Source organism: Geodermatophilus sp. SYSU D00965, from assembly GCF_054050075.1.
Genome location: NZ_JBJGYQ010000003.1, coordinates 132,253 through 144,829, shown reverse-complemented (window position 1 = coordinate 144,829; position 12,577 = coordinate 132,253). Strand labels below are relative to the sequence as shown.

Genomic DNA, 12,577 nt, shown 5'->3' with positions numbered 1-12,577 from the left:
GCGGACCCCGAGTGAGGACCTGCCCGTGTTCGTGCTGCTGTCCACCAGCGACACCGACCTGCTGTCGGCCCGCGCGAGCGGCGCCGACTGGCGGCTGGGCAACCCCGCCCGGCTCGACCCCGACGGGGTGGCCGCCCTGGTCGAGGGGGCGCAGCTGGTCGTCGTCCGGCTGCTCGGGGTGCGGCGGCAGTTCGAGGAGCTGCTCGCGCCGCTGCTGGCCGGGCCGGCGCCGGTCGTCGTCCTCGGCGGGGAGCAGCTGCCCGACGCCGAGTTGATGGCGCTGTCCACGGTGCCGATGGGCGTGGCGACCGAGGCGCACGGCTACCTGGCGCAGGGCGGGCCGGGCAACCTGGTGCAGTTGCACCGGTTCCTGTCCGACACGGTGCTGCTCACCGGGGAGGGGTTCGAGCCGCCGGTGGTCGCGCCGGACTGGGGCCTGCTGGACCGGCCGACCAGGAGCACCGGTCCGACCGTCGCCGTCCTCTACTACCGGGCGCACCACCTGGCCGGGAACACCGCGTTCGTCGAGTCGCTGTGCGCCGCGATCGAGGACGCCGGCGGCCGCGCCCTGCCGGTGTTCACCGCGACCCTGCGCAGCGTGCCCGACGACCTGCTGGCCACCCTGCGCACCGCCGACGCGCTGGTCGTCACCGTGCTCGCGGCCGGCGGCTCGCGCCCGGCCACCGCGCAGGCCGGTGGGGACGACGGCGCCTGGGACGTCGGCGCGCTCGCCTCCCTCGACGTGCCGGTGCTGCAGGGGCTGTGCCTGACCCGCTCCCGCGCGGAGTGGCTGGCCGACGACGACGGCCTCTCGCCGCTCGACGTCGGCAACCAGGTGGCCATCCCGGAGTTCGACGGCCGGCTGGTCAGCGTGCCGTTCTCGTTCAAGGAGACCGACGCCGACGGGTTGACCAGCTACGTCGCCGACCCCGAGCGGGCCGCCCGGGTGGCCGGCACGGCGGTGGCGCACGCCCGGCTGCGGCACGTGCCGCCCGCCGAGCGGCGGATCGTGGTGATGCTGTCGGCCTACCCGACCAAGCACGCGCGCATCGGCAACGCCGTCGGGCTGGACACCCCGGCGTCGGTCGTCCGGCTGCTGGCGGCGATGGCGGGCGCCGGCTACGACGTCGGCCCGTTCGACGGGCCCGCCGCGCTGCCCGGGGTCGCCGACCTCGACGGCGACGCCCTGGTGCACGCACTCATCGCCGCCGGCGGGCAGGACGCCGACTGGCTGACCGACGAGCAGCTGTCGGGCAACCCGGTGCGCATCCCGGCCGCGTCCTACCGCGCCTTCTTCGACACCCTCCCGGAGGACCTGCGGTCGGCGATGGTGGCGCACTGGGGGGAGCCGCCGGGCTCGCTGTTCGTGGACCGCAGTGCCTCCGGTGGCGGGGAGATCGTCTTCGCCGCGCTGCGGGCGGGCAACGTCGTGGTGATGGTCCAGCCGCCGCGCGGCTTCGGCGAGAACCCGATCGCGATCTACCACGACCCGGACCTGCCGCCGTCCCACCACTACCTGGCCGCCTACTGGTGGCTGCGGTCGGAGTTCGGCGCGCACGCGCTGGTGCACGTCGGCAAGCACGGCAACCTGGAGTGGCTGCCGGGCAAGACCGTCGGGCTGTCGGCCTCCTGCGGGCCGGACGCGGCCCTCGGCGACCTGCCGCTGGTCTACCCGTTCCTGGTCAACGACCCGGGGGAGGGCTCGCAGGCCAAGCGGCGCGCGCACGCCACGCTGGTCGACCACATGGTGCCGCCGATGGCCCGCGCCGACTCCTACGGCGACATCGCCCGGCTGGAGCAGTTGCTCGACGAGCACGCCAATGTCGCGGCGATGGACCCGGCGAAGCTGCCCGCCGTCCGGGCCCAGATCTGGACCCTGCTGCAGGCGGCGAAACTCGACTCCGACCTGGGGCTGTCCGAGCGGCCCGAGGACGAGCACTTCGACGAGATGATCCTGCACGTCGACGGCTGGCTCTGCGAGATCAAGGACTCGCAGATCCGCGACGGTCTGCACGTGCTCGGGGTGCCCCCGACCGGCGAGGACCGCGTGGACCTGGTGCTGGCGATGCTGCGGGCCCGGCAGGTCTGGGGCGGCGCGGTGGCGCTGCCCGGGTTGCGGGAGGCGCTGGGGCTGACCGAGGGGGCGTCGCGCAGCGACACCGACGAGGTCGAGTCGCGCGCCGCCGCGCTGGTGGCGGGCATGGAGGCGGCCGGGTGGACGCCGGACGCCGTCCCCTCGGTGGTGGCCTCCGTCCTGGGTGGGCCGTCCTCGCAGGTGGAGGCGGTGCTGCGGTTCGCCGTCGAGGAGGTGGTGCCGCGGCTGGAGCGCACCACCGACGAGATGGACGCGGTCCTGCACGCCCTCGACGGCGGGTACGTGCCCGCCGGCCCCTCGGGCTCGCCGCTGCGCGGGCTGGTCAACGTGCTGCCGACCGGGCGGAACTTCTACTCGGTCGACCCGCGCGCCATCCCGTCGCGGCTGGCCTGGGAGACCGGGCAGGCGATGGCCGAGTCGCTGGTCGAGCGGTACCGCGCCGACACCGGGTCCTGGCCGCGGTCGGTGGGCCTGTCGGTGTGGGGTACCTCGGCGATGCGCACCTCCGGGGACGACGTCGCGGAGGTGCTCGCGCTGCTCGGCGTCCGCCCGGTGTGGGACGACGCGTCGCGACGGGTGACCGGGCTCGAGCCCGTGCCGCTCGACGAGCTGGGCCGGCCGCGGATCGACGTCACGGTGCGGATCTCCGGCTTCTTCCGGGACGCCTTCCCGCACGTGGTGACCATGCTCGACGACGCCGTGACGCTGGCGGCGCGACTGTCCGAGTCGCCGGAGGAGAACTTCGTGCGGGCGCACGTCGAGGCCGACGTCGCCGCCCACGGGGACCGCCGGCGGGCCACCACCCGGGTGTTCGGGTCCAAGCCCGGCGCCTACGGGGCCGGGCTGCTGCCGCTGATCGACTCGCGCGACTGGCGGGGGGACGCCGACCTGGCCGAGGTCTACGCCGTCTGGGGTGGCTACGCCTACGGCCGCGGGCTGGACGGCGTGGCCGCCCGGCCGGACATGGAGGCGGCCTACCGGCGGATCGCGGTCGCGGCGAAGAACGTCGACACCCGCGAGCACGACATCGCCGACTCCGACGACTACTTCCAGTACCACGGCGGGATGGTGGCGACGGTGCGCGCGCTGACCGGCCGGGCCCCGGCCGCCTACGTCGGGGACTCCACGCGGCCGGAGGCGGTGCGCACCCGCTCGCTGACCGAGGAGACCGCCCGGGTGTTCCGCGCGCGGGTGGTGAACCCCAAGTGGCTGGAGGCGATGCGCCGGCACGGCTACAAGGGCGCGTTCGAGCTGGCCGCGACCGTGGACTACCTGTTCGGCTACGACGCCACGACCGGGGTGGTCGCCGACTGGATGTACGAGAAGCTCACGCAGACCTACGTGCTCGACCCGGAGAACCGCGAGTTCCTCGAGCGGTCCAACCCGTGGGCCCTGCACGGCATCGCGGAGCGGCTGCTGGAGGCGGTCGACCGGCGGATGTGGGCCGAGCCCGACCCGGCGCTGCTGGCCGAGCTGCAGCAGGCCTACCTGGACACCGAGGGGGACCTGGAGGGCGGCGAGACCCCGGCCCAGCAGGGCGCCGGGAGCTGATCGCGTGCATCGGTCCGGCGGTCCGGGGTACTCCTCCGGTATGAGCATCCTCGGACGACTGATGGGCACGGCGGAGAACACCGCGCGTTCGGCGGCCCGCGGGGGCCGCGCCGCCGGACGGGGCACGGCACGGTCGGCAGGCCGTGGCATGTCGACCGGCCGCGGCATGGGCCGGACCTCGGCCCGCACGACGGGCCGGAAGACGATGTCCACCGGCCGGGGCCGGCCGACGACCGCCGCCTCGGGTGGTCTGCGAGGCCTGATGGGGGGCCTGCTCCACCGGCACTGAGAGAGGACCCCGTCCAGAGGTTCGCCTCTGGACGGAGCCGCGCCTCAGCCCAGGACGGCCGCGGCCACCAGCAGGGTGGTCGCGGCCGCGGCCTCGCCCATCGCCCCCATGACGTCGCCGGTGACGCCGCCCAGGCGGGCACGCGCCCGGCGCAGCAGGACCTCGGCCGCGAGCAGACCGGCAGCCGCGCTGACGGTCAGCCGACCGGCCCGCGCGAGGTCGCCGCCCGCGGCGGCCACGACCAGGGCCGCCGCGGCGAGGCCGCACGCGACCAGCCACCGCCTCGACACCGTGCCCGCCACCGACCGCGCCAGCGACGAGCCCTCGGCCACCGCGACGCCGGGCAGACCGGTGCGGGCCATCGCCAGCCGGGCGACGAGGGGGGCCAGCCAGAGCGCCGTCCAGCCGTCGGGGGTGTCGAGGAGGGCCGCGGCGCAGGCCACCTGCAGCAGGACGGTCACCAGCACCGTCACCACCCCGAACGGGCCGACGTCGCCCTGGCGCATCACCTGCAGCGCCCGCTCCCGGCCGCGCAGCGGGCCGAGGCCGTCGGCGGTGTCGGCCAGCCCGTCCAGGTGCAGGCCACGGGTCAACACCGCCAGGACGGCGGTGCCCAGCACGGCCCCCACCAGCGGGTCGACCAGCTCCGCCCCGGCCGCGGCGACCCCGGTGGCGATCCCGCCGAGCACCAGCCCCACCAGCGGGGCCCACGGGAGCACGCCCCTCGTGGAGGCCGCCGCGGCCGCCGGGACGCGCAGGACGGTGAGCAGCGCGGCGGACTCCAGCGGACCGGTCCACCTCATCGCAGCCGCTGGGGCAGCCCGGCCACCACGAACCACACCTCGTCGGCCGTGCCGGCCAGCCGCTGGTTGACCGCGCCCAGGGTGTCCCGGAACAGCCGGCCCGACCGGGTCTCCGGGACCACCCCCAGGCCCACCTCGTCGGAGACGGCCACCACGTGCGCGGGTGTCGTGGTCCAGGCGTCCACCAGGGCGTCGCAGCGGCCGGCGAGCCGGGCCGCGGCGCCGGGTGCGTCGTTCCACAGGCCGGCCTCGTCCATGAGCGCCGCGACCCAGGTGGTGACGCTGTCGACCAGTACCGTTCCGGGGCGCACCAGGTCGCCGGGTGCGGTCGTCTCCACGGTCGTCCAGGACGCCGGGCGTCGGGCCCGGTGCGCCGCCACGCGGGCGGCCCACTCTGCGTCGTCCGGCACCGGGGGCGAGGTGGCCAGGTACGTGACGGCGTCGGCGCCGGCCACCAGGTGCTCGGCGTGCGCGGACTTGCCCGACCGGGAGCCGCCCAGCACGAGCACCTTGCTCACCGGGCGCTCCGCCGTCCCCGGTCGCCGGTCACAGCACGAGCTCCAGCCGGGTGATCGTGCCGTTGTGCGGGGTGACGACCGGCATCGCGTCCGCGCCCAGCCCGGCGGCGACGGCCTGCGCGGCGCGGATCGTGTCGCCGTGCGTGACCAGCGCGATCACCGCGGCGGGCGGCTCGGCGCACAGGTGCTTGAGGTAGGCCGCGACCCGCCCGTGCAGCTCCGCCAGGCTCTCCCCACCCTCGGCCGCCCAGTGCGGATCGGTCCAGTCCACGACGTCCCACAGCTCTCGCGACGGGCGTCCCTCGAGGACTCCGTAGCCCTGCTCCCGCAGCGCCGGGGTCGTGGTGAACGGCAGGCCGGTCGCCGCGGCGCAGTGCTCGGCGGTCTGCACCGCCCGGCGCAGGTCGCTGGAGATCAGCACGCCGGGCAGCAGGTCGGCGAGCTCCCGCGCGGCCCGAGCCGCCTGGACGTGCCCGAGCTCGGTCAGCGGCACGGAGGCGGTCTGGCCCTGCAGGCGGCCCGTGGCGTTCCACTCGCTCTGCCCGTGGCGGACGAGGAGGAGGGTCAGCGGCTGGGCCATGGTGGGAGGCAGCGTAGCCAGCCTGCCGCCGGTCACCGACGACTCCCTCGTACCGTCGTCGCGGTGAGCGGGCGTGCGAGCCCGCCCGCGACACCCAGCAGCGTCGGTCCCGGGGCAGCGTTCGTCCCGGGGTCGACGAGCGCCAGCCAGGAGGACCTCGTGACCATCCCCGTGCGACCCGGCGCCACCCGGCCGGCTCCCCGCCCGAGCGGTCCCGACCCGCTCGCCCCCCTCCTCGAGCTGCCCGGTGTCCGGGACGCCGCCGCCGGCGCCCGCGCCGGCATCGACCGGCTGCTCCGCCACCGGCTCATGCGGAACCGGTCGGCCGAGATCAGCACCGAGTCGGCGCTGCGCGGCGCCCGCGCGTCGGCGGCGCTCGAGGGGGTCGACCTCCCGCTGGCCGACCTGCGCGCCGGTCGGGTGGAGGAGCCGGTCGTGCAGGGCGCGCTGCGCACGTCGGTGGCCCTCGGGTCGATGGTGGAGACGTGGTCCCGGGCGCCGGGCCAGGTCCTCGCCCGGCTGCACGTGCTGGCCGCGGCCGACCTCGTCGACCGATCCGACCTCGGCCGCCCGGCAGCGCACGCGGGCCCGCGGCTGAGCGGTCTGTTCTCGCTGGTCACCGGGGCGACCACGGTGCCCGCCGTCCTCGTTGCGGCGGTGGTCCACGGCGAGCTGGCCGCCCTCGCGCCGTTCGGGACGGCCGACGGCATCGTCGCCCGGGCGGCGGCCCGGCTGACCGGCATCGCCCGGGGCCTGGACCCGAAGGCGGTGTCGGTGCCCGAGGTCGGCTTCGTGGAGCTGGGCCGCGAGCAGTACGCGCGCACGCTGGCCGGGTACGCCGCGGGGGAGCCCGAGGGCGTGGCGGCGTGGCTGGTGCACTGCTGCCGGGCCACCGAGCACGGGGCCCTGGAGGGGCTGGCGATCGCGGAGGCCATCCTGCGCGGCTGACGGGCAGACTGGACGACGTGCGGACTCTCGACGTCGACGGGCTCGGTGCTGTCAGCCGGGTCGGCCTGGGGACCTGGCAGTTCGGCTCGCGCGAGTGGGGGTACGGCGACGCCTACGCCTCGGGAGAGGCCGGCCGGATCGTCCGGCGAGCCCGGGAGCTGGGCATCACGCTGTTCGACACCGCCGAGGTCTACGGGTTCGGCCGCAGCGAGCGGATCCTCGGCGACGCGCTGGGCGGGGAACGGGCCGGCGTGGTCGTCGCCAGCAAGGTCTTCCCCGTCGCCCCGTTCCCGCCGGTGGTGCGCAACCGCTTCGCCGGCAGCGCTCGCCGGCTGGGCCTGCACCGGATCCCGCTCTACCAGGTGCACCAGCCCAACCCGCTGGTCCCGGACTCGGTGATCATGCCGGGCATGCGGGACCTGCTCGACGCCGGCCGCATCGGCGCCGTCGGTGTCTCCAACTACTCCCTCGACCGCTGGCAGGCCGCCGACGCCGCGCTGGGCCGCCCGGTGGTCAGCAACCAGGTGCACTTCTCGCTCGCCGTGCCCGGGCCGCTGGAGGACCTGGTGCCCTTCGCCGAACGGGAGGGCCGGATGGTCATGGCCTACAGCCCGCTGGCGCAGGGACTGCTCGGCGGCCGCTACGGCGTGGACAACCGCCCCGGCGGCGTGCGGGCGGCCAACCCCCTGTTCGGCACGGAGAACCTCCGGCGGGCCCAGCCGCTGCTCGACGTCCTCCGGGAGGTCGCCGCGGCGCACGACGTGACCCCGGCCCAGATCGCCCTGGCCTGGCTGGTCTCCCTGCCGCGCGTGGTGGTCATCCCCGGGGCGTCGAGCGTCGCCCAGGTCGAGGCCAACGCCGCCGCCGCGGACATCCCGCTCCGGCCCGACGAGCAGGCGGCGCTCACCGCGGCGGCGCGGGCGTTCCGGCCCGTGTCGGCGGTGCGCACCCTCGTGGACCGGGTGCGGGAGCACCTGCCGCTCTGAGCCGGCGGGGGACTCCGTCCCGCGCCCGCGGCGAGCCGGCGAGGGGTGGGTCAGGCGGTCCGGCGTCAGGCGCCCCGGCGACGCCGCCGTCCACTCGCCGGCGTGGGGGAGGTCCGGCCGAGCGCACCCTCGCGCAGCGCCCGTCGGCGGGCGTACCAGGCCAGGCCCACCACCGCGGCGCCCACACCCATGGCCGCCGCGCCGGTCACCACCGGCGCCGTCGGGACGGGGAAGCGCGACCGCATGGACACCGGGCGGCTGAACTCCAGCACCGGCCAGCCCCGCTCGGCCGCGGCGCGGCGCAGGGCCCGGTCGGGGTTGACCGCCGTGGGGTGGCCCACCTCCGACAGCATCGGGAGGTCGGTGACCGAGTCGCTGTAGGCGTAGCAGTCGGCGAGGTCGTAGCCGCTCTCGGCGGCCACCTCGCGGACCGCGACCGCCTTGTTCTCGCCGTACGCGTAGAAGTCGATCTCGCCGGTGTAGCGGCCGTCGACGGTCACCATGCGGGTGGCCACCACGCGGTCGGCGCCGAGCATCTCGCCGATCGGCTCCACCATCTCCGCGCCGCTGCTCGAGACGATCACGATCTCGCGCCCGGCCGCCCGGTGCTCCTCGATGAGGTCGGCGGCCTCGGCGTAGACCAGCGGGTCGACGATGTCGTGCAGCGTCTCCCGCACGATCTCGTGCACCGTGGCGACGTCCCAGCCGGTGCACATCTGGGTGATCTGCGCCCGCATGCGCTCCATCTGCTGCGCGTCCGCGCCGGACAGGGAGAACACGAACTGCGCGTACGCGCCCTTGAGGACGGCTCGGCGGTTGATCAGCCCGCCCTGGAAGAACGGCCGGCCGAAGGCGAGCGTGCTCGACTTCGCGATGACCGTCTTGTCCAGGTCGAAGAACGCCGCTGCGCGGGTCACGGTTCACGACTGTAAGTGGACCGGCTGACCGTGCGGCGGATCGCGCGCCGTCCACATCCCTTCGAGTCATCCACAGATCCCGCCGGCCACTCCCGCCCCGCACCGGTACCCACTGGGCTGGACGCGTGCCTGCCCTCCGGACACCCGCCGCCCGCCCCCTCCTCGTCAGTGCCGACGAGGAGCTCCTCGACGACCTCCTGCGGGTGCTGGCCGCCGCCGGCGCCGAACCGGAGGTGGCCACCGGCGGTCCGGCGCTGCGCCGGGCCCACCGCGAGGCGCCGCTGGTGCTGCTGGGTGCCGACGTGCTCGCCACCGGGCCGGTGCGGGGGCTGCCCCGGCGGCCCGGGGTCGTGGTCGTGGCCCCGGCGGAGCTGCCCGCCCCGGCCTGGGCCGCGGCGGTGGAGCTCGGCGCGGAACGCGTGGTCGTGCTGCCGGACGACGAGCAGTGGCTGCTGTCCCGGGTGGGCTCGGCGCTGCGCCGTCCGGTCGACCGCGGCCGGCTGGTGGTGGTGGGCGGGAGCTGCGGCGGCGCGGGCGCCAGCACGGTCGCCGCCGCGGTGGCCCTCGCCGCGGCGCCCGGGGCCGACGGCGTCCTGCTGGTCGACACCGACGGCTTCGGCGGTGGCCTGGACCTGCTCCTGGGCGCCGAGCGCGCCGAGGGGCTCCGCTGGCCGGAGCTGGCCGGCCTGCGGGGCCGGGTCGCGGGCGACGCGCTGATGGCGGCCCTGCCCGAGGTGGCCGGCGTGTCCGTGCTCTCCGCCTCCCGCGCCGCCCCGGCGGAGGTCCCGGCCGCGGCGGTCGGCGCCGTGGCAGAGGCGGCCCGGGCCGGCGGCTGGCCGGTGGTCGTCGACCTCCCGCGCACCGCCGGCCCGGAGGTGGCCGACCTGGTGCTCGCCGACGCGGACCTGTCGGTGCTGGTCGTGCCCGGACGGCTGCGCGCGGCATCGGCGGCGCGCTCGCTGGTCGGGGCACGCCCCGACGGGACCCCGGGGGCCTGGTCCTCGGCGCGGCTGGTCGCGCGGCCGGTCCCCGGCGGGCTGTCCGCGGACGAGGTCGCCGACGTCGTCGGGCGCCCCGTCCTCGCCGAGCTGGCGCACGACCGCAGTGCGGTGGCGCGCGGCGAGCGCGGGGAACCCCCGCACCTGGGGCCGCGCTCGCCCCTGGGCTCCCTGGCCCGCCTCCTGCTGGCGGAGCTGTCCTCGCCCGCCGGGGTCGCGGCGTGACCGGCGGGGCGCTCGTCGACCGGGTCCGGGCCCGCCTGGCCCTGGAGCCGGAGGCGCCCACGCGGGCCGCGGTGGCGGCCGTGGTCCGGGAGGAGTCCGGCGGGCTGCTGGCCGACGACGAGGTGCTGCGCGCGGTGCACGAGGCGGTGGACGAGCTGGCCGGCGCAGGGCCGCTGGAGCCTCTGCTGCGGCAACCCGGGGTGAGCGACGTGCTGGTCAACGGTGCCGACGAGGTCTGGGTCGACCGCGGGGCCGGGCTGGAACGCACGCCGGTCCGGTTCCCCGACGAGGACGCCGTCCGCCGGCTCGCCGTCCGGCTCGCCGCCGCGGCCGGGCGACGGCTCGACGACGCCGCCCCGTGGGTGGACGCCGGCCTGCCCGACGGGACGCGGCTGCACGCCGTGCTGCCGCCGGTGTCCGGCAGCGGCACGTGCCTGTCCCTGCGGGTGCTCCGCCGGGCGTCGATGCCACTGGCCGAGCTGGCGGCGCGCGGCACGCTGCCCGGCCGGTCGGCCGACCTGCTCGCGGCCGTCGTCGCCCGCCGGCTGGCGTTCCTGGTGACCGGCGGCACCGGGTCGGGCAAGACGACGCTGCTGTCGGCCCTGCTGGGCCTGGTCCCGCCGTCGGAGCGGCTGGTGCTGTGCGAGGACGCGCCCGAGCTGGCGCCGGCGCACCCGCACGTGGTCCGCCTGGCCACCCGGCCACCGAACGTCGAGGCGGTCGGGGAGGTGACCCTGCGCGACCTGGTCCGGCAGGCGCTGCGCATGCGACCGGACCGGCTCGTGGTCGGCGAGGTGCGCGGCGCCGAGGTCACCGACCTCCTCGCCGCGCTCAACACCGGCCACGACGGGGGCTGCGGCACGCTGCACGCCAACCGGCCGGCCGAGGTGCCGGCACGGCTGGAGGCCCTGGGCGTGGCCGCGGGGCTGGACCGGCTGGCGGTGCACAGCCAGGCGGCTGCCGCGCTCGCGCTGGTCGTGCACCTGAGGCGCACCCCGTCAGGGCGCCGCGTCGACGAGATCGGCGTGGTCCGCCGCGCCGGCGACCTCGTCGTCGTGGAGCCCGGCTGGCGCGCCGACGGGAGGCCGTGCCCGGGTGCCGGGCCGCTGGCCGAGCTCCTCGAACCGGAGGGGGAGCCACTCCGGTGACCGGCCCGCTGGTGCTGCTCTGCGCCGCCCTCCTGCTGTGGCCGGACCGCCGGGCGGTGCGCCGGGCGCGGTGGGCCGAGCTGTCCGGGCGGCGGGCGACCCCGGTGTCCCTGCCTCCGCTGCCGCTGCCGATTGTCTGGGGCTGCGCCGCAGCCGGCGCAGGACTGCTCGCCAGCACCTGGCTGGTGGCGGCGCTGGCGGGAGGAGCCGCCGTGCTCCTCGCCCGCGCCGAGCTGCGGCGCCGGGCCGCCGCGCGGGACGAGGCGGGCCTGGCGGCCCTGGCCGAGGCGCTGTCCGCGCTCGCCGCGGAGCTGCGTGCCGGGCGGACGCTGGAGGCCGCCGCCGCGGCCGCCGCAGGTGCGTGCGCCGACGAGGAGAGCGGACGGGCCCTGGTCCGGGCGGTCCGCAGTCCGACCTCCGACGACGGAGCCCTTCCCGGGGAACTGGCAGAGGCGCTGCGGCGGGTGTCCGCGGCCGCGGTGCTGAGCCAGCGGACCGGCTGCTCGCTGGCCGCGGTGCTCGCCGCCGTCGAGGACGACCTGCGCGCCCGCCGCCGCCAGCGGTCGGATCTGCGCTCGGCGACGGCGGGGTCCCGGGCCAGTGCGCTGCTGCTGGCCGCGCTGCCGGTCCTCGCCCTCGCGATGGGCAGCGGGATCGGCGCCGACCCGTGGCGCGTGCTGACCACCACGCCCACCGGGCAGGTCCTGCTGGTCGCGGGCGCGGCGCTCGAGGCCGCCGGGCTGGCCTGGACGTCCCGCCTCGTCCGCCGGGCCGTGCGGTGAGCTCCGCCGCGGTCCTGCTCCTGGCCGCCGCGCTGGTCGTCTGGTCACCGGGCCGGTCGGTCGTCGCCGCCCGCGCCCGCTCTCTCGCCGTGCCGCAGCCGGGCCAGGTCCCCGGCGCCCCGGCACCTCCCGGGCCGCGTCGTCGCTGGTTGCTCGCCGGGGCGGCGGGGCTGGCCGCAGGGCTGCTCGTGGGCGGGCTGATGGGCGTCCTGATCGCCGGGGTGGTCGGCGTCGTGGGGGAGCGGCTGCTGCGGGGGAGGGACGGGGCGGACACGTCGTCGGCGTCCCTGCTGGGCGCCGACCTGCCGGTGGCCTGCGACCTCCTGGCGGTGTGCCTCGCGGCCGGCCTGCCCGTCGGCCGTGCGCTCGCCGCCGTGGCCGGCGCCCTGCCGGCGCCGCTGGGCGCCGAGCTCGCGACGGTCGCCGGGTTGTACCGGCTGGGCGCGCCACCCCGGCGGGCGTGGGACGACGTCCCGCCGGAGCTGGCCGGTCTCGGGCGGGTCGTGGTCCGGGCCGGGGAGTCGGGGTCCGCGGTCGTGGCCGCCCTCCACGCGCTGGCCGGGGACACCCGTGCGGAGGCGCGGGGGCGCAGGGACGCCGCCGTCCGCCGGGCCGGGGTGTGGGTGCTGGCGCCGCTCGGCGCCTGCTTCCTGCCGGCCTTCCTCTGCCTGGGCGTCGTGCCCTTGGTCCTCGGCATCGCCGCCGACGTCTTCGGCTGACCCCCGCACGGCCGTCCA

11 protein-coding genes are annotated in these 12,577 nt (G+C 77.4%); 7 read left to right on the top strand and 4 right to left on the bottom strand.

The features are described 5' to 3' along the window. The first annotated feature begins 25 nt into the window (after window positions 1-25). Window positions 26-3,646: a cobaltochelatase subunit CobN gene (gene cobN / locus ACI789_RS03715; protein ID WP_457006786.1), complete on the top strand. Its 3,621-nt coding sequence runs from the start codon at window positions 26-28 to the stop codon at window positions 3,644-3,646. A 333-nt stretch (window positions 3,647-3,979) separates the two neighbouring features. On the opposite strand, the gene ACI789_RS03710 is transcribed toward cobN, so the two are convergent. The 3 genes from ACI789_RS03710 to ACI789_RS03700 are packed head-to-tail and all read right to left on the bottom strand — an operon-like array spanning window position 3,980 to window position 5,836. Continuing rightward, entirely contained in the window at window positions 3,980-4,738 is a 759-nt protein-coding gene (locus tag ACI789_RS03710) for an adenosylcobinamide-GDP ribazoletransferase (protein ID WP_457006785.1), read from the bottom strand. Continuing rightward, window positions 4,735-5,256 (bottom strand): bifunctional adenosylcobinamide kinase/adenosylcobinamide-phosphate guanylyltransferase, encoded by a 522-nt coding sequence (gene cobU / locus ACI789_RS03705; protein ID WP_457006784.1) that lies wholly within the window; start codon window positions 5,254-5,256, stop codon window positions 4,735-4,737. Before cobU ends, ACI789_RS03710 begins: the two co-directional genes overlap by 4 nt. Window positions 5,257-5,284: 28 nt before the next feature. Continuing rightward, complete coding sequence (locus tag ACI789_RS03700; protein WP_457006783.1) at window positions 5,285-5,836, bottom strand: histidine phosphatase family protein; 552 nt, start codon at window positions 5,834-5,836, stop codon at window positions 5,285-5,287. 159 nt (window positions 5,837-5,995) lie between these two features. Here ACI789_RS03700 and ACI789_RS03695 point away from each other — a divergent pair, with 159 nt between their 5' ends. Both ACI789_RS03695 and ACI789_RS03690 read left to right on the top strand, forming a co-directional pair. Continuing rightward, the gene (locus ACI789_RS03695) at window positions 5,996-6,784 is read left to right on the top strand and encodes an oxidoreductase (RefSeq protein WP_457006782.1); all 789 of its coding nucleotides are present in this window, start codon (window positions 5,996-5,998) and stop codon (window positions 6,782-6,784) included. 17 nt (window positions 6,785-6,801) lie between these two features. After that, window positions 6,802-7,770 carry an aldo/keto reductase gene (locus ACI789_RS03690; protein WP_457006781.1) on the top strand — a complete coding sequence of 323 codons (969 nt, stop codon included), beginning with the start codon at window positions 6,802-6,804 and terminating at the stop codon, window positions 7,768-7,770. A 65-nt stretch (window positions 7,771-7,835) separates the two neighbouring features. On the opposite strand, the gene ACI789_RS03685 is transcribed toward ACI789_RS03690, so the two are convergent. Beyond that, the gene (locus tag ACI789_RS03685; protein WP_457006780.1) at window positions 7,836-8,687 is read right to left on the bottom strand and encodes an HAD-IB family hydrolase; all 852 of its coding nucleotides are present in this window, start codon (window positions 8,685-8,687) and stop codon (window positions 7,836-7,838) included. A gap of 125 nt (window positions 8,688-8,812) precedes the next feature. Here ACI789_RS03685 and ssd point away from each other — a divergent pair, with 125 nt between their 5' ends. From ssd to ACI789_RS03665, 4 genes are read left to right on the top strand one after another with little or no spacing between them, the layout of a single operon-like run. Continuing rightward, a complete protein-coding gene (gene ssd / locus ACI789_RS03680; protein WP_457006779.1) occupies window positions 8,813-9,910 on the top strand; it encodes a septum site-determining protein Ssd in 1,098 nt (365 codons plus the stop codon). After that, a complete protein-coding gene (locus ACI789_RS03675) occupies window positions 9,907-11,058 on the top strand; it encodes a TadA family conjugal transfer-associated ATPase (protein WP_457006778.1) in 1,152 nt (383 codons plus the stop codon). The genes ssd and ACI789_RS03675 overlap by 4 nt, the downstream gene beginning before the upstream one ends. After that, the gene (locus ACI789_RS03670) at window positions 11,055-11,840 is read left to right on the top strand and encodes a type II secretion system F family protein (protein WP_457006777.1); all 786 of its coding nucleotides are present in this window, start codon (window positions 11,055-11,057) and stop codon (window positions 11,838-11,840) included. The genes ACI789_RS03675 and ACI789_RS03670 overlap by 4 nt, the downstream gene beginning before the upstream one ends. Continuing rightward, window positions 11,837-12,559 (top strand): type II secretion system F family protein, encoded by a 723-nt coding sequence (locus ACI789_RS03665; protein ID WP_457006776.1) that lies wholly within the window; start codon window positions 11,837-11,839, stop codon window positions 12,557-12,559. The genes ACI789_RS03670 and ACI789_RS03665 overlap by 4 nt, the downstream gene beginning before the upstream one ends. The last annotated feature ends 18 nt before the right edge of the window (window positions 12,560-12,577 follow it).

Coding starts and splice junctions, on each gene's coding strand:
- ACI789_RS03710 (WP_457006785.1), bottom strand. CDS start 4,738: ATGAGGTGGACCGGTCCGCTGGAGTCCGCCGCGCTGCTCACCGTCCTG.
- ACI789_RS03700 (WP_457006783.1), bottom strand. CDS start 5,836: ATGGCCCAGCCGCTGACCCTCCTCCTCGTCCGCCACGGGCAGAGCGAG.